Source organism: Mesorhizobium robiniae (genome assembly GCF_040545535.1).
Taxonomy (GTDB): domain Bacteria; phylum Pseudomonadota; class Alphaproteobacteria; order Rhizobiales; family Rhizobiaceae; genus Mesorhizobium; species Mesorhizobium robiniae.
In genome coordinates this window covers 126,353-147,895 of sequence record NZ_JBEPMC010000002.1, presented here as the reverse complement: position 1 = coordinate 147,895, position 21,543 = coordinate 126,353, and the positions used below count along the sequence as shown (strand labels likewise).

General features: G+C 62.8%; 19 protein-coding genes and 1 riboswitch. Of the genes, 4 read left to right on the top strand and 15 right to left on the bottom strand.

The features are described from left to right. Positions 1–11 precede the first annotated feature (11 nt). Positions 12–1,076 (bottom strand): class II fructose-bisphosphate aldolase, encoded by a 1,065-nt coding sequence (fba, locus tag ABID19_RS05085; RefSeq protein ID WP_095483847.1) that lies wholly within the window; start codon positions 1,074–1,076, stop codon positions 12–14. A gap of 293 nt (positions 1,077–1,369) precedes the next feature. Here fba and ABID19_RS05080 point away from each other — a divergent pair, with 293 nt between their 5' ends. The 3 genes from ABID19_RS05080 to derI all read left to right on the top strand — a co-directional run bounded on the left by ABID19_RS05080 (position 1,370) and on the right by derI (position 3,488). Beyond that, entirely contained in the window at positions 1,370–2,137 is a 768-nt protein-coding gene (locus tag ABID19_RS05080) for a DeoR/GlpR family DNA-binding transcription regulator (protein WP_354488523.1), read from the top strand. A gap of 109 nt (positions 2,138–2,246) precedes the next feature. Further along, positions 2,247–3,005 carry a triose-phosphate isomerase gene (locus ABID19_RS05075; RefSeq protein WP_354488522.1) on the top strand — a complete coding sequence of 253 codons (759 nt, stop codon included), beginning with the start codon at positions 2,247–2,249 and terminating at the stop codon, positions 3,003–3,005. 39 nt (positions 3,006–3,044) lie between these two features. Further along, positions 3,045–3,488 (top strand): D-erythrulose-4-phosphate isomerase, encoded by a 444-nt coding sequence (derI, locus tag ABID19_RS05070; protein WP_095483850.1) that lies wholly within the window; start codon positions 3,045–3,047, stop codon positions 3,486–3,488. 98 nt (positions 3,489–3,586) lie between these two features. Here derI and dhaL read toward each other — a convergent pair whose 3' ends face one another. The 5 genes from dhaL to oiaX form a co-directional block, all read right to left on the bottom strand. After that, positions 3,587–4,225 carry a dihydroxyacetone kinase subunit DhaL gene (gene dhaL, locus ABID19_RS05065; RefSeq protein ID WP_354488519.1) on the bottom strand — a complete coding sequence of 213 codons (639 nt, stop codon included), beginning with the start codon at positions 4,223–4,225 and terminating at the stop codon, positions 3,587–3,589. Between the two features lie 11 nt (positions 4,226–4,236). Further along, the gene (locus ABID19_RS05060) at positions 4,237–5,244 is read right to left on the bottom strand and encodes a dihydroxyacetone kinase subunit DhaK (RefSeq protein WP_354488517.1); all 1,008 of its coding nucleotides are present in this window, start codon (positions 5,242–5,244) and stop codon (positions 4,237–4,239) included. 75 nt (positions 5,245–5,319) lie between these two features. Beyond that, positions 5,320–5,793 (bottom strand): 6,7-dimethyl-8-ribityllumazine synthase, encoded by a 474-nt coding sequence (locus ABID19_RS05055; RefSeq protein WP_354488515.1) that lies wholly within the window; start codon positions 5,791–5,793, stop codon positions 5,320–5,322. A 77-nt stretch (positions 5,794–5,870) separates the two neighbouring features. Continuing rightward, positions 5,871–6,073: riboswitch (FMN riboswitch) on the bottom strand. Positions 6,074–6,106: 33 nt separating this feature from the next. Beyond that, the gene (locus tag ABID19_RS05050) at positions 6,107–7,441 is read right to left on the bottom strand and encodes a four-carbon acid sugar kinase family protein (protein ID WP_354488513.1); all 1,335 of its coding nucleotides are present in this window, start codon (positions 7,439–7,441) and stop codon (positions 6,107–6,109) included. Between the two features lie 4 nt (positions 7,442–7,445). Next, complete coding sequence (gene oiaX, locus ABID19_RS05045; protein ID WP_354488511.1) at positions 7,446–8,696, bottom strand: 3-oxo-isoapionate-4-phosphate decarboxylase OiaX; 1,251 nt, start codon at positions 8,694–8,696, stop codon at positions 7,446–7,448. Positions 8,697–8,838: 142 nt separating this feature from the next. Between oiaX and ABID19_RS05040 the strand changes: the two genes are divergently transcribed. Then, entirely contained in the window at positions 8,839–9,552 is a 714-nt protein-coding gene (locus ABID19_RS05040; RefSeq protein ID WP_354488509.1) for a transcriptional regulator NanR, read from the top strand. 2 nt (positions 9,553–9,554) lie between these two features. Here ABID19_RS05040 and apnL read toward each other — a convergent pair whose 3' ends face one another. The 9 genes from apnL to ABID19_RS04995 form a co-directional block, all read right to left on the bottom strand. Continuing rightward, on the bottom strand, positions 9,555–11,393 hold the full coding sequence (gene apnL, locus ABID19_RS05035; protein WP_354488507.1) for a D-apionate lactonase: 1,839 nt from the start codon (positions 11,391–11,393) through the stop codon (positions 9,555–9,557). Beyond that, on the bottom strand, positions 11,390–12,424 hold the full coding sequence (locus ABID19_RS05030) for a Gfo/Idh/MocA family protein (protein ID WP_354488505.1): 1,035 nt from the start codon (positions 12,422–12,424) through the stop codon (positions 11,390–11,392). Before ABID19_RS05030 ends, apnL begins: the two co-directional genes overlap by 4 nt. 2 nt (positions 12,425–12,426) lie before the next feature. Further along, on the bottom strand, positions 12,427–13,491 hold the full coding sequence (locus tag ABID19_RS05025; protein ID WP_127205350.1) for an ABC transporter permease: 1,065 nt from the start codon (positions 13,489–13,491) through the stop codon (positions 12,427–12,429). Beyond that, positions 13,484–15,040, bottom strand: coding sequence for a sugar ABC transporter ATP-binding protein (locus ABID19_RS05020; RefSeq protein WP_354488503.1), 1,557 nt, complete (start codon positions 15,038–15,040; stop codon positions 13,484–13,486). The genes ABID19_RS05025 and ABID19_RS05020 overlap by 8 nt, the downstream gene beginning before the upstream one ends. After that, positions 15,037–15,696 (bottom strand): DUF2291 family protein, encoded by a 660-nt coding sequence (locus tag ABID19_RS05015; RefSeq protein WP_354488501.1) that lies wholly within the window; start codon positions 15,694–15,696, stop codon positions 15,037–15,039. The genes ABID19_RS05020 and ABID19_RS05015 overlap by 4 nt, the downstream gene beginning before the upstream one ends. Positions 15,697–15,790: 94 nt before the next feature. Next, a complete protein-coding gene (locus ABID19_RS05010; protein ID WP_354488499.1) occupies positions 15,791–16,732 on the bottom strand; it encodes a D-ribose ABC transporter substrate-binding protein in 942 nt (313 codons plus the stop codon). A 297-nt stretch (positions 16,733–17,029) separates the two neighbouring features. Beyond that, positions 17,030–17,857, bottom strand: a complete 828-nt coding sequence (locus tag ABID19_RS05005) for a phosphogluconate dehydrogenase C-terminal domain-containing protein (protein WP_354488497.1) — start codon at positions 17,855–17,857, stop codon at positions 17,030–17,032. Positions 17,858–17,967: 110 nt separating this feature from the next. Next, positions 17,968–18,993 carry an ABC transporter permease gene (locus ABID19_RS05000; protein WP_354488496.1) on the bottom strand — a complete coding sequence of 342 codons (1,026 nt, stop codon included), beginning with the start codon at positions 18,991–18,993 and terminating at the stop codon, positions 17,968–17,970. Next, positions 18,990–21,464, bottom strand: coding sequence for an ATP-binding cassette domain-containing protein (locus ABID19_RS04995; RefSeq protein WP_354488494.1), 2,475 nt, complete (start codon positions 21,462–21,464; stop codon positions 18,990–18,992). Before ABID19_RS04995 ends, ABID19_RS05000 begins: the two co-directional genes overlap by 4 nt. Positions 21,465–21,543 lie beyond the last annotated feature (79 nt).

Here is a 21,543-nt window from a genome sequence, read left to right as displayed (position 1 = left end):
ACCAGAATACGTCAGCCGAATTTCGGATCGAGGCTGCCCGACTTGTAGCGCTTGGCCATTTCCGAGACCGGCAGCGGCTTGATCTTGGGAGCGTTGCCGGCGGTGCCGAACTGCTCGAAGCGCTCCTTGCAGAGCTTCCTCATGGCGGCCATTGCCGGCGTCAGGTATTTGCGCGGGTCGAATTCGCTCGGGTTCTCGGTCAGCACTTTGCGGATCGCGCCGGTCAGCGCCATGCGGTTGTCGGTGTCGATGTTGATCTTGCGCACGCCGTGCTTGATGCCGCGCTGGATCTCCTCGACCGGCACGCCCCATGTCGGCTTCATCTGGCCGCCATATTTGTTGATGATCTCCTGCAGCTCTTCCGGGACCGAGGACGAGCCATGCATGACGAGGTGCATGTTCGGCAGGCGGCGGTGGATCTCTTCGATCACGTTCATGGCCAGAACCGCGCCATCCGGCTTGCGCGAAAACTTGTAGGCGCCGTGGCTGGTACCCATGGCGACGGCCAGCGCATCGACATGCGTGTCCTTGACGAACTGCACCGCCTGCTCCGGATCGGTCAGCAGTTGGTCGTGGCTGACGGCGCCTTCAACGCCATGGCCGTCTTCCTGTTCGCCGCCGCCCATTTCCAGAGACCCGAGAACGCCGATCTCGCCTTCCACCGATACGCCGCCCCAATGCGCCATGTCGACGACACGGCGCGTGATGCCCGAATTATAATCATAGTCGGCCGGCGTCTTGCCGTCCTCCTTCAGCGATCCGTCCATCATCACCGAGGTGAAGCCATACTGGATCGCGGTCACGCAGGTGGCTTCGTTGTTGCCGTGGTCGAGATGCATGCAGACCGGAATATCGGGATGGATCTCGACCAGCGCGTCGATCAGCTTGGCCAGCACGACGTCGTTGGCATAGGCCCGCGCCCCGCGGCTCGCCTGGAGGATAACAGGCGATTTGGTCTCCTCGGCTGCCTCCATGATGGCGAGGCCCTGTTCCATATTATTCATGTTGAACGCGGGCACGCCATAGCCGTGTTCGGCGGCATGGTCGAGCAATTGTCTCAATGTGATGCGAGCCACCCAATAGTCTCCCGTATTTGGTTTCAAGCCTATGGTTACGGGCCTTACAATCGTCGTTCAGCCCACTGATGCTTCTGGCCGGATTTCCAGTGAACCGCAACCTTTGGCCATGCCGCCGAGGAGCAATTCTTGTTACAGGACAGCAATCAGAGGCGAATAATATCCCAAAGAAATGTAACATCATCACAAAAAAATTGGCGCCTATGCGATTTCCTCTGTTATAATAGCCTTGGCTCCCCGGTTCCGCCACCGCGGATTCGCAGCGGACCGGAATTCAGGAAACAGGCTGGACAATGAAGAGCGACGGCCGGCGCCAAGGCATTATGGATTTTCTGATGGACACCGGCACAGCCAGTGTCGATGACCTTGCCTCGCGCTTCGGCGTATCGAAGATGACCGTTCATCGCGATCTTGACGAGCTTGAAGAAAGCGGTTTCCTGCGCAAGGTGCGCGGCGGCGCCTCGATCCAGCCGAGCGGCCTGTTCGAGAGCGATTTCCGCTACCGTCAGAAGCAGGCCGGCGAAGAAAAGCAGCGCCTGGCGGCTGCCGCCGTGGCGATGATCGAACCGGGCCAGACGGTGATTATCGACGACGGCTCGACGGCCGGCGGCATTGCGCGTCACCTTGCGGATCTCCGCCCGCTTACCGTGATCTCGAACAATCTGGCTGTCATACAGGATCTGGCAGGCGTCGGTGGGATCATCTTGATCGCGCTCGGTGGCCAGTACAGCAAGAAGTTTCACGGTTTCTTTGGCCTGCTTGCCGAGGACACGTTGAGGTCGTTGCGCGCCGATGTGGCCTTCCTGTCGTCGTCGGCCATCCATGGCGCTTCCGCCTTCCACCAGGACCAGGAAGTGGTCCACACCAAGCGGCTGATGATGGCCGCCGCCGCGCGCAAATATCTGCTGGTCGATCACGGCAAGTTCGGCCGCACGGCGCTACATTTCCTGACCGATCTCAAAGCGTTCGACGCCGTCTTCACTGGTCGCGAACTGGGACCGCAGATGCGCGAGGCGTTGGATGGCGCCGGCGTTTCGCTAAGAATAGTCGAGAAGGACTAGACCATGATCCCGAAAAGTGGGAACCGGTTTTCGGAAAGATCATGGTCAAAGAAGAAGATAGAGCCCCATCCCGCCACGCGGGATGGAACAGGCTCTAGAAGGAGGACGCATGGTCTACTGGGTCGGCACAAGCTGGAAAATGAACAAGCGGCTCGCGGAGGCGATCGATTTCGCCGATGCGCTGGCAAGATTCGTTCCCGGTTTCGACGACCGCATCCAGCCCTTCGTCATCCCGCCTTTCACGGCGGTCCGCGAGGTCAAGAAAGCGTTGGCGACGACGCGGGTCAAGGTCGGCGCACAGAACATGCACTGGGCCGACGCCGGCGCCTGGACCGGCGAGATTTCGCCCGTGATGCTGACGGATTGCGGGCTCGACCTCGTCGAACTCGGCCATAGCGAGCGGCGCGAGCATTTCGGCGAGACCGACAAGGCGGTCGGCCTCAAGACCGCAGCGGCGGTAAAGCATGGTTTGATACCGCTGATCTGCGTCGGCGAGACGCTTGCCGAGCGCGAAGGCGGGCGGGCCAATGCCGTGCTGACCGCGCAGGTGCAAGGCGCGTTGCAATTCCTTGAAGGCGAGGCAAGGGGAGAAAAAATCCTGTTTGCCTATGAGCCGGTCTGGGCGATCGGCGACAAGGGCATTCCGGCAAGTGCCGACTATGCCGACAGGCAGCAGGCGCTGATCAAGAAAATTGCCGGCGACCTTCTGCCGGCCATGCCGCCGGTGCTTTATGGCGGCAGCGTCAATCCGCAAAATGCCGCCGAGTTGGTCGGTCAGCCTCATATCGACGGGTTGTTCATCGGCCGCTCGGCCTGGCAGGCGGAAGGCTATATCGACATCCTCGGACGCGCCTCGGCAGCGATCTGAACCAATCTAAAAAAACATTCAGTCAGGAAAGGACACGACATGAAAATAGCCATTGGAGCCGACAGCGCCGGCAAGCCGCTGCTCGACGTCATCGCCGCGCATCTTGCCACCAAACCCGGCCTCGCCGTCAGCGACCTCAGCCAGGCCGGCTACTATGCCGACCTGTCGCAGAAGCTCGCCCAGACCATTCTCGACGGCGAGAACGATCGCGGCATCCTGTTTTGCGGCACCGGCATCGGCGTTTCGATCTCGGCCAACAAGGTACCCGGCATTCGCGCAGCACTTACCCACGATACTTACTCCGCCGAACGCGCGGCGAAATCCAACAACGCGCAGATCATCACCATGGGCGCCCGCGTCATCGGCCCGGAATTGGCCAAGTCGATCGTCGACGCCTGGCTCGCATCGGAGTTCGACGAAAAGGGACCGTCGGCCGGCAATGTCCAGGCGATCGACAGGCTGGACGCGGCGAAACTGGGCTAGAGCGCTTCATCGTTTCACGGAAACGCCGAACCGCTCTATCTCTTTGTTTTTGCGCAATTCCGGACGGAAAACCGTTTCACACTTTTCCTGGAATTGCTCTAACCCAGGCTTTTCCGCATCGCACCGATGACGGTGACTGCCGACGCGGCGCCGGGGTCGATGTGCCCGAGCGATCGTTCGCCGAGCCGCGACGAGCGGCCCTTCGCGGCGATCATGTCCTTGGTCGCCTCGGCGCCCCGTTCGGCCGCTTGAAGCGCCGCCGCAAGGCTTTCGGACACGGTCTTGCCTGCGGCATGCGCGGCCGCCGCGGCTTGCGCCGCCGGCAGCCAGGCATCGACCATCGTCTTCTCGCCGATTTCGGCCTTGCCGCGATCCTGGATGCCTTGCGCCATCGCCTGGAACAGGGCGATGATATCGTCGCTCGCCAAAGTCGCCTTGCCCTTGACGGCGGCCGCACCACGCATGAAGGCCGTAGCATAAAGCGGGCCTGACGAAGCGCCGACGGCGTTGAGGAACGACTTCGCCGCCGTGTTGAGCAAGACCGTCGGCTCGGTCGCCGCGAGCTCGAGCGGCGCCAGCGCATCGCGCACCGCCCCGAAACCGAGCGCCATGGCGATGCCATGATCGGCGTCGCCGATGACGCCGTCGAGTTGGCAGAGCCTGTCCTTGTCGGCTTCGATCGCCACCGCGATCGCATCGAACATCCTTTTCAGTTCAGCTGTGCCGATGGCGATCATGGAAGGTCCTTTCAGCCGGCGCGGAACATGGCGCAGTCACAAGGATGGTCGAGCATCGTCTGCAATTCGCCGTCGAGATGCATCAGCGTCACCGAGGCGCCGGCCATTTCGAGCGAGGTGCAATAATTGCCGACCCAGGTCGCGTGAACTGACACGCCGATGTCATCCAGCCGACGCTTCACGCGCCGGTTCATAATGTAGAGTTCCATCAGCGGCGTCGAGCCGAGCGAATTGACGAGTACCGCGACCTTGTCGCCACGGGCCGGCGCCATCTCGTCGAAGATCTTGTCCAGCATCTCGTCGGTGATCTCGTCGGCTGTTTTCAGTTTTCCGCGCGCAATGCCCGGCTCGCCATGAATGCCCATGCCGATCTCCATCTCGTCCGGACCGATCTCGAAATTCGGCCGGCGGGTCTGCGGCAGCGAACAGGGCGACAGCGCCACCCCCATGGTGAAAGTGTGGTCGTTGGCCTTCCGGGCGATGCGCTCGCATTCATCGAATGAGAGCATCCGGTCGCAGGCGGCACCGGCAGCCTTGAAGATGAAGAAATTGCCGGCAACACCGCGCCGCTTTTGCCGCTGGTCACGCGGCGCCGATGCCACGTCGTCGGTGGTCAGCACGGTGCGCACCTCGATGTCATCCATCGCCGCCATCTCTGCGGCCATGTCGAAATTCATCACATCGCCGGCATAGTTGCCATACATGAACAGCACGCCGCCGCCGCCGCTGGCCGCCTTGGCGCATTCGAGGATCGGGTCCGGCGGCGGCGACGCGAAGACATTGCCGATCGCCGCCGCGTCGGCCAGCCCCTTGCCGACGAAACCGAGGAAGGTCGGCTCGTGGCCCGAGCCGCCGCCGATGACGAGGCCGACCTTTCCGTCTCGCGGCCCGTCACGGGCGATGATGGAGCGCGGACTTCCCTCAGCGCTTTTGAGATGGCGGGGATGCGCGGCGAGAATCCCTTCCAGCATCTCGTCGACGGTGCGGTTGCCGTCATTGATGATCTTCTTGGTCTGCACCTGCATCCTCCCGATTTCGGTATTTTCGCAGATAGTACAGCGTGTTACCGGGATTTCCACCCGGGGACGGACATTTCACGCGGCGATGCGTTCCCGCGCGGCCAGGATCTGCACGCAGGCATTGGCTGCCTCTTTGCCCTTGACCTGGAAGTGTTCGAAGAAGAAGCGGTGATGCTCCGCACCGTCATGGTAGTTGTGCGGGGTGAGCACCGCCGAAAGCACCGGTACGCCGGTGGACAATTGCACATTCATCATGCCGTCGATGACCGCGCTCGCCACGAATTCATGCCGGTAGATGCCGCCATTGACCACGAACGCCGCGCCGAGGATCGCTGCGTAGCGACCGGTCTCGGCAAGCGTCTTGGCATGCAGGGGAATCTCATAGGCGCCCGGCACATCGAAGACATCGACGGCAAAGCGTTTCTCCCCGAGAACCGCCAGCTCCGCCCCGAACGCCTCGACGCACTGGTCGACGATGTCGGCGTGCCAGCGCGCGCGAATGACAGCAACGCGGACAGTTTCGTAGTCTTTTGGGGAATGCTGATTCATGGGTCCATCCTTCCGTTTCGAACCAGAATCAGGACGCACGATACGGAATCCGAACCGCGAAAGCGGAACCGTCTCCCGTTCGTTCTCTTCCATCCGGACTATGACCGTCGGCTCCGGAGTCGCACCGGATCTGCTGACCTTCCCCGTATCAGAGAAGCGCTCGCGGGCTTGGGTCCCCCGCGCATGACCCCGAAAACCGGAACGGTTTTCGGAAAGGAATCATGCGCAACTAGGAGTCCTTACCGCCGGTGGGGACTTTCACCCCGCCCTGAGAACATTGACGGTGTTTGTATGGAAGGGCAGGGCGATCCTGTCAACCGCCGAGCCCATCGCGGATGGCGCAGAAATAGCGATCGGTTCCGACCTGGCCGCCCTTCAGCGCAATTTCCAGCCCTTCGATTGCCTTGACGCGCGAATGGGCGACGCAGAGCGGCGATCCCGGCGAGGCCGGCAGCGGCATCCTGACCGTCAGCGCATCAACGCCCATCTGGCCGAGTGCATGGCTCGACGTGTCGCCGCCGGCGATGACCACGCGCTGCAATTTCTGCTCGATCGTCAGCTCGCGAAGAAGTTCGCCGAGGCCGCGACCAAGCTTGTGGCGGGCGCCTTCCTGCCGGTCGATTTCGGCGCCCCGGTCGGCTGCTGGTCCAAGCGCCGTGTAGACGACGACGCTGCGCCCGGCTTCCAGGCTGGCACGGCCAACTGCTGCCGCGCGCGCGATCGCGTCGCCGGAGGCTTCGGAAACCAGTTCGATAGGATCCACCTCGATCCCGTCGAAACCGTCCGTCAAGGCATGCCGTATCTGCCGCTCCGTTGTCGGCGAGCAACTGCCCGAGACCACCGCGATCCGGTCGGCCGCACCCGGCGGCGAAAAGCTGGGCTCGGCACGGACGGTATGGTTCGACGCCCATTCAGCCAGCAGCGCATATTCGATGCCCGAAGAGCCGACGACGAAAGCGCCGCCAGGCCTGCGAACGCGCCATATCTCTTTGCCGGCAAGCGCCTGACTTCCTAGACTATCGACATCCAAAAGCACGATGTTGATGCCGTCGGCGAGCAAGCGATCGAACGCTTCCGAGCGGGACGCCGACTGCAGCGTCGCTAGGTCGACCAGGCCCGAGCTGAGATCCGTCTGGCGCGACAGATGGATCAGCAGGTCGGATTCATCCATTGGCGTGGTCGGGTGGCGGCTCATCACGGGATGGCGATCGATACGGAAATATTTTTCGCGGTAGGCCGCGAACAGATGGCCGAAGGCGGTGTAGCGCTTGAGTTGCGGCGCGCCGACCACCAGCGGCACGCTGTCTTGGCTGAAAACCGAGCGGCCGATCTCGACGGCCCGACCGATGCTGCCGATCGTCGGGCTGGAATCGAAGGTCGAGCAGATCTTGTAGTGGCAGATTTCGGCGTTTAGGGTCTTCAGCCAGGCGAAGGCGCGCTTGAGATGCGTGTCCATCCACTGCGGCGTCTCGCTGCGGCTGGTGCCGGCCAGGCCTATAGCCCGGCAATGGCTGAACTGCGAAAGCAGGGCCTCGTCCGGCTGGTGCATGAACAGCACAGTCGGCACACCACCAAGCTCAAGCGCCTCCATGACGTCGGTCGAGCCGGTGAGGTCGTCGCCATAATAGCTGAGAAGCAGGTTTTGCATGGCGTCAGGCCGCTTTGCCGTCGCCGAATTTCTCGATCGACCGCGCCAGTTCTGGATGGGTCAGCGCGAACTCCGCCAGCGGAATGCCCTCGACCGCCGCCTGCCAGGCTTGCTGCACGGCGCGCACGCCGGCGCCCGGCCCGTCTGGATGGCTGACGATGCCGCCGCCGCAGAGATATAGAAGATCGACCGTTCGGCCGGTTCGCTCGAAGGTCTCGGGGGCCTGTCCGCCCCACTGGCCGGAGCCGGCGACCGGCAATGCGCAATCATCAGCCGAAAAGATCGGCGTGGTCACCGCCTTGAAGGACTCGACGAATGACCAGTCCGGCTCCCAGTATTTCGAGGCGATGCCGTTGATCTGGAATTGGTCGACGCCGAGCAGCCGCCAGAACTGCTGCCAGACCTTGAAGTCCATGCCGAGGCCGGGGTGACGGGTGAGGATGTCCCAGCCGTTGCGGTGGGCATGGATCACTAGGCTGGAGCGCTTTCTGAGGAAAGCCATGCCGCCGAAGCCGACGGAGTTGATGTTCACCACCGCGCAATTGCCGCCGGCCTTCGCCACCAGATCGTGGTTTCGCATCATCTCGTCAGGGTCGGCATGCGAAATGCCGAAAGCATACATCACCTTCTTGCCGGTCTTTTGCTCATGGTCGAGGACGAGCGGCATGACCGCCTTCACCCGTTCCGACAGAGGCGAATAGGCCGGGCTCATCAGCTTCTCGTCGTCCTTGATGAAATCGACGCCGGCGGCGATCAGCTCGCCCACCATTGCGGCCGTCTCGTGAGGCCGCAGCCCAAGCGCCGGTTTGACGATCGTTCCGATGATCGGGCGGTCCTCAACACCGGTCAGCCTACGGCTGCCTGCGACGCCGAACTGCGGGCCCGGATGCGCGCCCCGGTATTCCTCCGGCAGCTTCATGTCGACGATGCGAATGCCGGACAGGCCCTTGATCGAAAAGGCGCCGCCGATGGCAATGGTCATCAGCGCTGAAAGGTCGGTGCCGATGGCATCCAGCGGAAACGCGATGTCGACATCCGCGCGCTTGAAAGACCCGTCGCCGGCTTCGGGAAGCGACGGACGATCGGCGTCCGGCAGATGCCGTATCGCCAGGACACGCGCCGCGACCCGCGCCTTGAGCTCTTCGGTCTCGCCGGCCAGCGCGACAAAGGTTCCGGTCGACTGGTCGCTGGCGATCTTGGCCGCCAGCGCCTCGATGCTCGCCGAGGTCTCGATGCGATAGGTGAGGGTGATCATAGCTCGAAAAAAGTTCCCTGATCTTCCAAATCTGGTATAATGAGTACATAAGTATTGCAAGCGATATCCTGCTTGGGCAGGCATTCCGGGAATCGTGGCGACAATGCTAAACAGACACCGGTCCAAGGAGTGATTCGCGGCGATGAACCGTTCGGAGCCGATCGTCCGGCGCAAGCTTTCCGACGAAGTATTTTTGAGACTGAAGCGCTTGATCACCAGCGGCGAATTGCAGCCGGGTGACGACATGCCGTCGGAGCGCGAGCTGATGGAGCGCTTCGAGGTCGGCAGGCCGGCGATCCGCGAGGCGATGCAGGCGTTGAGCAATATGGGTCTCGTCGCGATCTCGCATGGCGAGCGGGCGAAAGTGCTTCAGCTGACCGCCAAGTCGATCATCAAACAGGTCGATGGCGCGGCCAAGATCATCCTGTCGTCGTCGAAGGACACGCTCGAACACCTCAAGAATGCCCGCATCTTCTTTGAGCGCGGCATGGTCAGGGAAGCCGCCGAAAAAGCCACAGCCGAGGATGTGCAGCAGCTCAGGGCGACGGTTGCCGAACAGCGCAGCTTTCGCGGCGCTTCCGAAGCCTTCATATCCGCCGACATGAAGTTTCATACCCAGATCGCGGCCATATCCAGCAACCCGATTTACGTTGCGGTCAGCGAAGCCATGCTTGGCTGGCTGAAGGAATATCACACCGAAATGCTGATCTGGACCGGCAAGGAAAATTTCACGTTGACCGAGCACGAAGAGATCATTGAGCGTATCGAGCAGAAGGACGCCGACGGCGCCGAGAAGGCGATGATCAAGCACCTCGAGCGCTCACGCGCGCTCTATGTGATGAATTCCGGCAACTGAGTTCACCCGATCCGGGTGATCGTGTAGGGCGCCATCACAAGCTGGCCTTGGCCAAGCACGGAAACATCAACCGTCAAATCGTTCGCCGTCAGGTTCGCCAGCCACATGACGGTCTCGCCCGAGGCAGAACGGCCAGCCAGCGCGAGCACCTTGGTCTCGTCGCTCGTGCTTGTCGCAACATGCGCAAGGCCGGCCATTTCACAAAGCCCCTGTACGGCCTGGAAGATCGGCCTGACATCACCTTCGCCGGCGGGTTCCCCTGAAGCCGCCAGTACACCGAACGGTCCGGTAAAACCGGACAACGTGAGCATCTCCAGCCCGGCCGGGGCGACGCGTGCGGCATAGCCGATCGTCCACGCTGCCGCGAACAGGCCGGCATGGCGAGGATCCCGATCGGCCATGGCGATGCGTTGATTATGCGGATTGGCCTTGGTCGCGCCGCCATAGGGGTTCTGCCGCATGGCGATGGTCGATGGGCCGATCCGGTAGGGTTTTGGCCCGAAGATCGCCCGCGTCGAGGCGGTGATGAAAGGCAGCGCCTCCAGCGATTGCATGACGCTGAGATCGTCGGCGGCGTGCACGATCGGGCAGGTGCAATGGGTGACGAAATCGAGCATGTCGGCGGGAACGCGCTTGCGGTTGAGTTCGGTGAAATAGCTGAACATGCCACCGCCGAGGCGGATATCGGGAAAGGCGCGGCGGGCGGCAGAATAGACGTCTTCGAGCGGCGGACATTCAGGCCATGCGCTGCCCGGCGGCGTCGACTGCCGGTCGACCGAAGGCGAAACGGCAATGGCCGAGAGCTTCAGTCCGGCTTGGCGGACCATACCGGCGGCGCCCGAAAGCTCGGCATCGAGATCGCCAACGCAGGAAACGACGCATTCAAGCGTCGTTTTAGCCGGATAGGCTGCGGCGAGCCGGGCGTAGGCCTGCAAGGCGTCGAGGCCGTGGCCGCACGTCGGGTCATAGTGGAACATCAGCTGTTGCGGGCCAAGCTCGGACAATGTCGAAAGGTTTGCCAGCGCGGCATCGACCTCGTCCGGGTAGATGATCACGCCGATATCCGGCAGCAGCGATCCGGCCTCGCCGAGCTCGACGCGGACAGGTTCGGCGGCTGTTGCGACAGCCGGCGCCTTCACGGCGCCGGAGATGCGCAAGCTGATCGTCTGGTGCACAGTCTCGCCGGCAGGCAGCACATAGGGCCATGGCAGCGCGAGCGGACGGACATAGGTCTTGTAGGAGGCATCCGACCAGTTCCTCTGGTCCTCCATCTCAAACGCGTCGCCTTCCATCCGGCATTCGGCGGTGACGCCCGGCCGGACTTCATGGGTGATCGCCCGCAAATCCTTGAAGGGCTGCCAAGGGTCGATCAAAAACGGAAGCTTTGTTTGCACCACGCTGCCGTCGGTGTGCTCGACCGTGACCGGGCTGCCGGCCAGGCCGGCGATTGGGTGCAGGATGCAGAAGCCGCAGCGATTGGTCTCGAAATCGTTTTCGGGAAGCGCGCTCACGTCGAAAACCAACTGGCCATCGGCGGAAGCCTCGATCGTGGCGCGAAAGTCGAGCCGGCTTCCCTTTGGTCCGACGCAACTTGCCGAATAGCTGACGGAGAAATTATCGGCACCCTGGTCTACAGTCAGGTCCGTGAGCGCCGGCTCGTAGGTGCCCCAGTCGCGATCCCTGACGATATAGGCGATGGCACGCAGCACTTCGACGCCGCCATAGCGGATGGTGCGCAGATTGCCATTGACGAACTCCGCGGTGAGCGCGCCGGCGCGCAACCTGACGGGCTCGGCCTCGACCGCGGGCGTGCCATAAAGGAGGAAGGCGTCGGCGGTCATCTGAGCAGAGCGTCGAGCTGTACCGGTTCACGGCTCGCAGCCCCCGCATAGGCGGCCTCGACCAGCGCCAATGTCCTAAGATTGTCCGCACCCGAAGTTGCCGGCTCGGTCCCGTTCGCCAGGCAGTCGACCCAGTGCTTTTGAATGGCGACGACGCTTTCCTGGATGTTGTGCCACGGTCGCGATGCCCAAGGCAGCAGCGGCGGCGAGACGTCACTGATCGCCGTTCCGCTCCTGCCGGTGACGGTAAGCTGGTAATCCTGTGCAAGCCGGATCGTGCCGTCGCCACCGTCGATCTCGACCAGCGTCTGCGGAAACGGCTCGGTCGCGAGCTTGGTTGCATAGCTGCAATCGACCACGGACGTTGCGCCGCTCTTGTGGTCCATCAGCATGGTAGCGACGTCCTCGCCTGCGATCTCAGGATTAATGCGAGCGGTGCGTGTCGTGATCGTCGAAACGTCGCCCAGCAGAAATCGGGCAATGTCGAGGATGTGGATGCCAAGATCCTCGATGATGAAGCGCTTTCCCGTCGCAAGATAGGGCTGGCCGGAAAACACATCATAGGCCGAGCGGAACGAGATCCGTCCAAAGAAGGGCGTGCCGATGTCGCCGCTGTCGAGCACCGCACGCACCGCCTGGATCGGTGACTGCCAGCGAAAGTTCTCGTGCACCATCAGCGGCACGCCTGCGTCAGTGCAGGCCTTCACCATGGCCTTTGCGTCGGCAAGCGACGGTGCGAACGGCTTTTGACAGATAGCCGGAACGCGGTGCCGCGCCGCCATCTCGACAAGCGGACGGTGGCTCGGCGCGGTGGTGGCGATGTCGACGAAGTCGAGCGTCTCGCCCGCGAACATTTCCGCCGCGTCGGCGTAGCGCTTCGCAATGCCGAACTGGTCGCCGACGATCTTCAGCCGTTCTGGATCGCGGTCGCAGATGGCGACGATCGCAGCACCCGCGATATCGCGCCAGGCGTGCATCTGGTTGATTGCAAAGAAGCCGCAGCCGATCAGCGCTCCCCGCAGTTCCGCCATGTTCAGCCCGCCTTTGCCATCTGCATCAGTGTAACGCGTTGTTGCAGCCGGCGCTGCGCCTGGTCGACAACGACGGCGACGATAATGACGAGGCCCTTGATCACCATCTGCCAGAAGGAGCTTACGCCCATCATCACCAGCCCGTCGGAGAGAATGCCGATGACGAAGGCGCCGACGATGGTGCCGCCGATCGTGCCGCGGCCACCCGACATCGAGGTGCCGCCGAGCACTGCCGCGGCGATGGCGTTCAGCTCGAAGCTTTCGCCGGTCGCCGGATGCGAGGCCATCAATTCGGACGAGATGATCAGGCCGACGATCGCCGCACAGAAACCGGAGAACATGTAGACGAACATCTTCACCATGTTGACGCGGACGCCCGAAATCCGCGCCGCCCGCTCGTTGCCGCCGACGGCGAAGATGTGGCGGCCGAGCGGGGTGTATTTGGCGAGATAGGCGGCCCCAAGTGCTACGACGACAAGAATCCATATCGAGACCGGCAGGCCGAGCAGCCGGCCGGCGCCGAGGAAACCGAACCCCGTCGTGCCCAGATCGGGCTTGCCGACGAGGTTCGGAAAAGTGCGGCCATCGGACGATAGCAGCGCCAGGCCGCGCGCGACATAGAGCACGCCGAGCGTGGCGATGAACGGCGCGACGTTTAGCCTGGTGATCAGCAATCCATTGACCGCGCCGATCAATATGCCGACCGCCAGCGTGATCAGCGCGATCTCGAAGACGTTGAAATAGATCGTGTAGCCGACCTGCAGGTCGATGCCGTTAAGCACGAGATAGCCGGCCACCATGCCGCACAGGCCGACGATCGAGCCGACCGAGAGGTCGATGCCTCCGGTAATGATGACGAAGGTCATGCCCATGGCCAGGAACGCGTTCAGCGCCACGTGCTTCGACATCAGGATCAGATTGGCCGCCGACAGGAAATTGGGTGCTGCGATCGAGAAGAAGATCAGGACGGCGATCAATGCGATGAACGTCCTCGCCTTCATCAGCGTCAGCAGGACGGAGCCGTTCGAGGCGGAGGCAACAGCCGCCTTGGCCGGGATGTCAGTCATGGGCGGGGCTCTCCGTGTGCGGGACCGGTCCGTGGCCAAGCGCCGATGCGGCGACGAGTGCCGCTTCCGTCGCCTCGGCGCGATCGAACATGCCGGTCAGTTTTCCATTGCTCATCACCGCGATCCGGTCGGACAGCGCCATCACCTCGTCGAGATCGGAGGTGGCGAACAGTATGCCCAGTCCGTCGCGGGACAGTTTGCGCATGGTGCGAAAGACGTCGGCCTTGGCGCCAACGTCGATGCCGCGGCTCGGCTCGTCCATCAGCAGCACCTTCGGTCCGGTGAGCAGCGCCTTGCCGATCACCACCTTCTGCTGATTGCCGCCCGACAGCGACGAGACCTCTTGCGCCGGATTGGCGACCTTGATCGCCAGCTCCCGCACCATCTGCGTCACCGCCTGGTTTTCCTTGGCGCCGCTGATATGGAACAGACGCACAAACCGCGACAGGCTGGCCAGCGTCAGGTTGCTGGCAACCGAGAGGATCGACACCAGCCCTTCGCGCTGACGATCCTCGGGGATCAACGCCAGCCCGCGCCGGATCCGCCGTGTGGTGTCGCGTTCTCTGACCTTCTTGCCGGCGATGAAGATCGCCCCGGTCGCATGGCCATGGCGTCCCATGATGCAGTCAAACAGCTCGCTGCGTCCGGCGCCCATCAGGCCATAGATGCCGAGGATCTCGCCGGTGCGCAGCGACAGCGAGACATGATCGACCGCAAGCCCGCCCGTCACGCGCGGCAGGCAGATGTCCTCGGCGCGGAATATCTCTTCGCCCGGAACATGACCGTCGGCCTTGGCAAAATCCTTGGCGTCCGAGCCGATCATCTGCCGCACGATCCACTGCGTGTCGACGTTTTTCATCTTCTCCTGGCCGGTGATGCGCCCATCGCGCAGCACGGTGATGTAGTCGCCGATGCGGATCAGCTCCTCGAGCCGGTGCGAGATGTAGACGATCGCCACGCCGCGCGCCTTGAGGTCGGCAATCACCTTGAACAGGATCTCGACTTCCGCCGCACTCAGCGCCGAGGTCGGTTCGTCCATGATCAGGATGCGCGCATCGAGCGAAACCGCCTTGGCGATCTCGACCAGCTGCTGCTGGCCGATGCGCAGGTCCTCGACCAGCATGTCGGGCCGGATGCCGGCTTCCAGGCGCTCGAGGAATTCCGCCGCGCGGCGCTCTTGCTTTCGGCTGTCGATCTTGCGGAACCGGTTGGTGATCTCGCGGGTGGCGAAAATGTTTTCGGCGACGGTCAGGTTGCCGAACAGGTTCAGCTCCTGAAACACCATGCCGATGCCACGGTTCACCGCGTCCCCGGATGACGAGAAGGAAACCTCCTCGCCCTCCAGGAGTATGCGGCCGAGCGTCGGCTGTTCGACGCCGGCGATGATCTTCATCAGCGTCGATTTGCCGGCGCCATTTTCGCCGACGAGCACATTGACCGCGCCCTTGCGCACCTCGAAATTCGCGCGCTTGACCGCGACGGTGCCCGAATAGACCTTCGAGACGTCTTCCAGCTTCAGGATGACATCGTGATCGGCGATGGCATTCATGGCTTTGGCCCGATCTCTGCCTCCGCCGGCGTCACCAGCGGCAAGTCCTGACCGCTGCCCATGACATAGGCGCCGACAACCCTAATGCTTCGACCCTCCAGCGCTTCGCGCGGCAGTTTGGAAAGCACCGTCTTGTCGGCATGGATGTTAAACGCCTTGCCGAACTGGGCGAAGTCGATCTGGTTGGTGAAATCGTTGAACTGGATGAAGTCGAGGCTGTCGCGCAGCGCGGTGCCACGCACCGCGGGTCCGATCTGCACCCGTGCATCGGCCTTGCCGTCGCCGTCGGCATCGACATCCATGGTTGCCGCGCGTGACTGTGTATTCGCCGCAACAATCTTGCCTTCGAGGCGAACCGCGAAGGTCCATGGCGAATTCGCCTGCTTCTTCGGATTGCCATACTTGGCGCCGGCAGCCGCTGGATCGGCTTTTGCCAGGGCGTGAACCTCGGGAAATGGCCCGGCCTTCTGCCTGATATAGGGTACCACCTTGGCAGCCCAGATATCCCCGACCATCTTGTCCGCATTGAAGGCAGGGGCATTGCCACCGTTTTCCCCGGACGGTGTCGGCAGGATCTTGCAGGCGGTCAGGCTGATGCCGAGTATCGCTGCAAGGATCGGCGCGGCGAGGATCGGCCAAGTCTGCTTGTTCAACATGTCGGCTTGTTCGGCATGGCGGTCAGGGCACCCAGGAAAATGGAAGCAAGGGACGAGCCGGAAGCTCGTCCCTTGCGATTGATGTCACGCCGGCTCAGTTGGTCAGCGCGAAGGTTTCCAGCTTGGCGGCATTGTCGCCATTGATCAGCACGCAGTCCATCAGCTGCTTTTCCTCGGCCGGAGACTTCTTGTTCTTGATGAAGTCGTTGGCCTGTTCGACCGCCATCTGCGCTTGCGCGAAGGCCGGCTGCAGGACGGTGGCCTTGATGCCGCCTGCGGCGATCGAGTCGCGCACGTCGTTCGATCCGTCGAAGCCGACGACGATGACGTCCTTGCGTCCGGCGGCGGCAAGCGCTGCATAGGCGCCCATCGCCATCGTGTCGTTGCCGGAGATCACGCCCTTGATGTCAGGATTGGCCTGGAGGATCGATTCCATCTTGGAATAGGCCTCGGTCTGGCTCCAGTTGGCCGACTGCTGCGCCACCATCTTCAGGTCCGGATAGTCGTCGATGACGTCGTGATAGCCCTTCGAGCGGATACCGGCATTGGTGTCGGATTCCTTGCCGACCAGCTCGACGAAATTGCCCTTCTCGCCCATCAGCTTGACGAACTCCTGCGCGCCGAGCTGGGCGCCCTGGTAGTTGTTGGAGACAATCTGCGCGACGGCGACGCCGGTGGCGTTGATCTCGCGATCGATCAGGAAGGACGGAACGCCCGCGTCCTTGGCCTTCTGCACGGCGGCGACCGTGGCGTCGGCGCCGGCATTGTCGAGGATGATCGCCTTGGCGCCGCGGCCGATCGCCGTGTCGATCAGCTCCGACTGCTTGTTGGCGTCGTCGTCATGGACGAGCACCAGCGCTTCATAGCCGAGTTCCTTGGCCTTGGCTTCCGCGCCGACGGCTTCGGCCTTGAAGAACGGATTGTCGTGCGATGGCGTGATGATGGCAATGAGATCCGCCGCATAAGCGGGTGCAGCGGTGCCAAGCGCCAGCATGCCGGCAAAAGCCGCAAGCGTCATTCTGCGAGTGAGTTTCATGAATTCCTCCCGTTTGAAAAATATGCCTTGATCAACCCAAGGCTGCTGTCTGCATGCAATTCATTTAGATGGCGCGGGCGCGGATAGACTGGGTTCAAAGCCGTTTGCTGGTTAATCTCAACGGAACGTCGCTCCCAGCCATCCTCCACCCCAGGCCCGAATTTGCTTCGAAGTCTGATGGTCCGAGCCACCACACAGCTAAGCCAACTGGTATAATGAGTCAATCACTAATTCAGGTGACATGTGTCGGCCCGCCCGCGACTTTCCTTCTCCCACAAGGAGAAGGAAAAGGTGATCTCAGGTGATGCGCTGAATACTCGCTGCAATCTCTTCCGGTTCGAACACCCGTTTCCAGTCGTCGCGCATCAAGACCGGCTTGCCGAATTCGATGGCCTTGTTGCAGGCATCGGAGAACACGCCCTTGGTCTCGCCGAAGATGACGGCGCCGAGCACGTTCATGTGGCCGAGCAGGAAGTCGAGCGCGGCCTGCTGTTCGACGCCGCGCGCGACGACCTCGTCGACGGCTTCCTTCATGACGACGAGCAGCGAGGCGCAGACGGTCTCCGAAAGACCCGGCTCGAGCAGTGCCATCTGGTCGACCGTGACGCGATGCGAGCGCATGACAGGAGCCCAGATGATCTTGGCGATCGCTTCGCCCTTGGCGAAATCCTCCTCCGGCCCCTGCATCAATGCGCTGACCATATGCTGCTTGGCCTTGACGCCGCCGAAATAGTCCTTCTTGGCCGCCATGTCGGTCTCGTCGTTGAAAATCGGCGGATGGCAGGGATGGGTGACGAAATAGGTCAGGTCCGGCCGCTTCGGCAAATGGCCGGCGAAAGGTGCTGCAGCGTCGAGCACGACGACCATCGTGCCCGAAGCAAGCTTGCTCTCGATGCTGGCCGCGACCTTGCCGATATGGGTGTCGGGAACCGCCAGGATAACCACTTCGGCGCTATCAAGGGCTTCATCGGCGCTGACCGCGTCGATGCCCAGCCCCGTCTTCAGCCGCTCGCGGCCGGCGTCGCTAACCTCGACATGGCGTATCGTATAGGGAGAGCCGCGAAAATTGGTCGACAGGCGGTACCCCATTTTGCCCCCGGCACCGAACAGCGCAATCGTCGTCATCTAACCGTACTCCTGATCTCGAACGATGGCCTTGCCGATCGTCATCTTGTTAACTGGTATAATCACACTACCATTGCTTTGCAATCCGAATAGGATGGAATGCGGGCTATTTACGACGGCCCACCCTTCGCCGGCGCCGCGGGGCCGTCGTCATCGCTCGCTGGGTCGACAGACGTTCGCCGCGCCATCGCCTGTCTGCCGGCAAGAGCGAGGACGAAGATGACGACGATGCCCTGGACGATGTCCTGGGCGCCGGGAGGCAGGCCGACGATCTGCATGGTCGTGACGATCAGGACGAGAAGAATGCTGGCAAACAAGGTGCCGACCGCGGTCGCCGAACCGCCGAAGATGAGGGTTCCGCCCAGCACCACCGCAGCGATCGACTGCAGCAGATAGGGCTGACCCATCTCGAGGAAGGCGCCGCCGATATAGGCGCCGAGCAGCAGGCCGTTAAGCGCCGCCAGCACCGACGAGATGATGAATGCCGACGCAATTATCGGGCCGTTCCTGATAGCAGTCAGCCGCGCAGCGGTGCGGTTCTGGCCGACCGCCGACAGCAAATGCCCGAACACGGTGTAGCGCAGCACGAAGGACGCTATCGCTACGCCCAGGATTGCGACGATGGCCATGATCGGCACGCCGGAAATGCGGCCTGTCGCCAGGTATTTGAGTGCCGGGCTGACGGCGAAGCCCGATATCGCCCGGTTCGACAGCAGCGTCGCGGTCGCAAGCACATAGCCGGTCGCCAGCGTCGCGATGATTGCCGGTATGCCGAGCTTGACGACGAGCAGCGCATTGAGGGCGCCGACGGCGAGGCCGAGCAGGATCGCGGCAAGAACGCCGATGGCGAGGTTGGCGTCCTGCCCCTTGATGGTGAGCAGCGCGACGAAGGCGCTGAGCGTTATCACCGAGGCGACCGAGAGATCGATATTGCCGCGCCCTGTGGTCACGACGAACATCTGGCCGATGCCGACGACGGTCAGGAACGACGCCGAAAGCATGATGCCCGACAGGCTGGACAGGCTGAAGCGGTTGGTGACGACGGCAAGCACCAGCCACAGGACCAGCACGCCGATCGCCGACCAGACCCAGCGGTTCCGCTGAGCCCAGATGCTGAAGGCGATCAGCGCGTTCACTGTTCGCTCCTGCGGTCTGCGGTCAGGCTGCGGAGCGTCAGCAGCGCGATGAGGATCAGCCCTTGCGTTGCGGCGTTGAAATCGCTGCTGACGTTCAGCATGCCGAGCAGCGCTCCGATCAGCGACAAGGTGACGGCGCCGACGACGGCGCCAACCGGCGAAATGGTCCCGCCCAGCAAGGCGCAGCCGCCCATGACGACGGCAGCGACGCTGAGCAGCGTGAACGAATTGCCGGAATTGATGTCGCTCGCCGTGTTGATCGCCGTCAGCGACAGGCCGGCGGCAGCGGCAAACAGCCCCGCCACGAGATAGCGCACCAGCGCATAGCGCGTCGGCGACCATCCGGAGCGGATCATCGCGGCCGGATTGTTGCCGAAGCCGCGCAGCACCACGCCGAGCGGCAACCGGTCGATCACCAAGACGATCACCGCGACGATGCCGATCATGATGATGGAGGTTGGCACGAAGCCCACCGACCAGTTGACCAGCGCCGACAGCCATTCCGAACTGGTACCGCCGGGCGTCGGCTGCAGCGAATAGCCCAGGCCCATCCAGATGAACGAGGCACCGAGCGTGACGACAATCGCCGGGATCTTTCGCGCCTGGATCAAGCCGCCCAGCCCCGCGTAAGCCGCCACGGCTGCCACCAGCGCTATGGCGCCAAGCCATGGCTGATCATAAAGCAGCGTCGCGCTGAGCACGCTGACCAGACCGGCGAACGCGCCGACGCCGAGGTCGATCTCGCTGCCGCCGACGATGAACATCTGCGCTGCCGTCACCAGCACCAGCGACAGCGCCGGAAGCAGGAGCAGGTCAAGCCCGAAGATCGAGGCGACCGCCGGGTTGGCCCAGATCATGACGGCCAGAACGACGGCGAGGCCGATGAACGGCGCCGCATTCACCAGGCGACGGGCAAGCCTCGCCGCAATTCCGCTCCCGTCTCGATCACCGGCAAGCTTGTCGGTGGGCTGGGCGAAGGATGCCCCGACGATTGCCGATTCCGTGATCGCATCGCCGGCCAGTTCCCTGACGATCCGTCCGCCGGCGAAGACCAATACGCGATCGCAGGCAAGCAGTTCGGCATCCTCGGTGGTATGCCAGACCAGCGCCCGTCCGCTGCGCGCAATCTCGTTGCAGAGCCGGTAGAAATCCTGCTTGGTGGCGATGTCGACGCCCCGCGTCGGGTCGTCGAGAAGGATGATCGGCGTGTCGGCGACCAGCGCCCTGGCGACCAGCGCCTTCTGCTGATTGCCGCCGCTCAAATCGGTGATATCAGAATCGAAGCGCTTGTCGTCGAGCCGCAGCCGGCTGGCCGCGCTGCTGGCCGCATAGCGGTTGACGCGGTCAGAAACGAGACCCAGCGCCGGGCGGCGGGCTAGGGCGCCGATGCTGATGTTCGACAGCACGCTCCACAGGGGAAACACGCCTTCCTTCTGGCGGTCTCCTGCTATGAAACCGGCTTCAGCATGTCTTGAGACCGCACCCTGTTTGCGATCAGGCTTGAAGATCGCGTGCAGTAGGTCCTTCTGGCCGCTGCCCTCGAGGCCGGCCAGGCCGATGATCTCGCCGCGGACGATGTCGAGATCGCGACCGAGATCGGCCGTCAGAGAACCGGAAAGCCGCACCAGCACGTCTGCCGTGGAGGCGGCGGTGGCGGCGTGTTGATGGATCGGATTGGCGTCGCCGCCCATGAGTTGCACCAGCTTGCCGATCGACGCGTCCGCGACATGGCCGTGCCATGCGGTGCGTCCGTTGCGCAGCACCACGATTTGCGTGGCGATGTCGATGATTTCCTGGAGCTTGTGGCTGATGAAAATGAAGGCGAGGCCCGATTTCGCCCGCTCGCGGACGAAAGCCCTAAGCTGTCTCGAACGATCAAGATCGAGAGAAGATGTCGGCTCATCGAGAACGATGAGCTTGACGCCGGGCGTTGCTGCCGCGCGCGCAATCTCCACCATTTGCCGTTCGGCGATGGAGAGGTGGCCGACCTCGGCGTCGACGTCGATGCCGTTTCCGGGGAAGACCGCGTCGAGCGCCGAGCGGGCTCGGGTCCTGTAGAGCGTTCTCCAGCCAGGCCGGCTCGCCGCGTCCTCGGGCGTTTCCAGAAAGAAATTCTCGGCGACGGAGAGATTGCCGCACAGCGACAGTTCCTGGTGCACCATGCGGATGCCGCGCTTTTGCGCCTCGGCTGTGTCGTAGTCGCTGAAGTTCACCACCTCGTCAGCAAACGAAATCGAGCCCAGCGTCGGCCACATCGTGCCGCACAGGATGCGCATCAACGTGGATTTTCCTGCGCCGTTGCCGCCGACGAGCCCGATCACATCCCCGGCATGGACGGAAAGATCGATCCCGGCATTCGCCAGCGTTGGCCCGAAACTCTTGCTTATCTGGGTAAGCGAGACGACGCTGTGCCGGGCGGGAGCGGGCGCCAACGCAGCGCCTGCCTGATCGGCAACGGCAAGGTGGGACATTCTCGTCTCCGTTCTTTTAGAGTCGGGATCGGGCGCGGTCCGTCGAAGACGCACCCGATCAAACGAGGGCTAATGCATG

Coding starts and splice junctions, on each gene's coding strand:
- ABID19_RS05080 (WP_354488523.1), top strand. CDS start 1,370: ATGAAGAGCGACGGCCGGCGCCAAGGCATTATGGATTTTCTGATGGAC.
- ABID19_RS05075 (WP_354488522.1), top strand. CDS start 2,247: ATGGTCTACTGGGTCGGCACAAGCTGGAAAATGAACAAGCGGCTCGCG.
- derI (WP_095483850.1), top strand. CDS start 3,045: ATGAAAATAGCCATTGGAGCCGACAGCGCCGGCAAGCCGCTGCTCGAC.
- dhaL (WP_354488519.1), bottom strand. CDS start 4,225: ATGATCGCCATCGGCACAGCTGAACTGAAAAGGATGTTCGATGCGATC.
- ABID19_RS05055 (WP_354488515.1), bottom strand. CDS start 5,793: ATGAATCAGCATTCCCCAAAAGACTACGAAACTGTCCGCGTTGCTGTC.
- ABID19_RS05050 (WP_354488513.1), bottom strand. CDS start 7,441: ATGCAAAACCTGCTTCTCAGCTATTATGGCGACGACCTCACCGGCTCG.
- oiaX (WP_354488511.1), bottom strand. CDS start 8,696: ATGATCACCCTCACCTATCGCATCGAGACCTCGGCGAGCATCGAGGCG.
- ABID19_RS05040 (WP_354488509.1), top strand. CDS start 8,839: ATGAACCGTTCGGAGCCGATCGTCCGGCGCAAGCTTTCCGACGAAGTA.
- apnL (WP_354488507.1), bottom strand. CDS start 11,393: ATGACCGCCGACGCCTTCCTCCTTTATGGCACGCCCGCGGTCGAGGCC.
- ABID19_RS05030 (WP_354488505.1), bottom strand. CDS start 12,424: ATGGCGGAACTGCGGGGAGCGCTGATCGGCTGCGGCTTCTTTGCAATC.
- ABID19_RS05025 (WP_127205350.1), bottom strand. CDS start 13,491: ATGACTGACATCCCGGCCAAGGCGGCTGTTGCCTCCGCCTCGAACGGC.
- ABID19_RS05020 (WP_354488503.1), bottom strand. CDS start 15,040: ATGAATGCCATCGCCGATCACGATGTCATCCTGAAGCTGGAAGACGTC.
- ABID19_RS05015 (WP_354488501.1), bottom strand. CDS start 15,696: ATGTTGAACAAGCAGACTTGGCCGATCCTCGCCGCGCCGATCCTTGCA.
- ABID19_RS05010 (WP_354488499.1), bottom strand. CDS start 16,732: ATGAAACTCACTCGCAGAATGACGCTTGCGGCTTTTGCCGGCATGCTG.
- ABID19_RS05005 (WP_354488497.1), bottom strand. CDS start 17,857: ATGACGACGATTGCGCTGTTCGGTGCCGGGGGCAAAATGGGGTACCGC.
- ABID19_RS04995 (WP_354488494.1), bottom strand. CDS start 21,464: ATGTCCCACCTTGCCGTTGCCGATCAGGCAGGCGCTGCGTTGGCGCCC.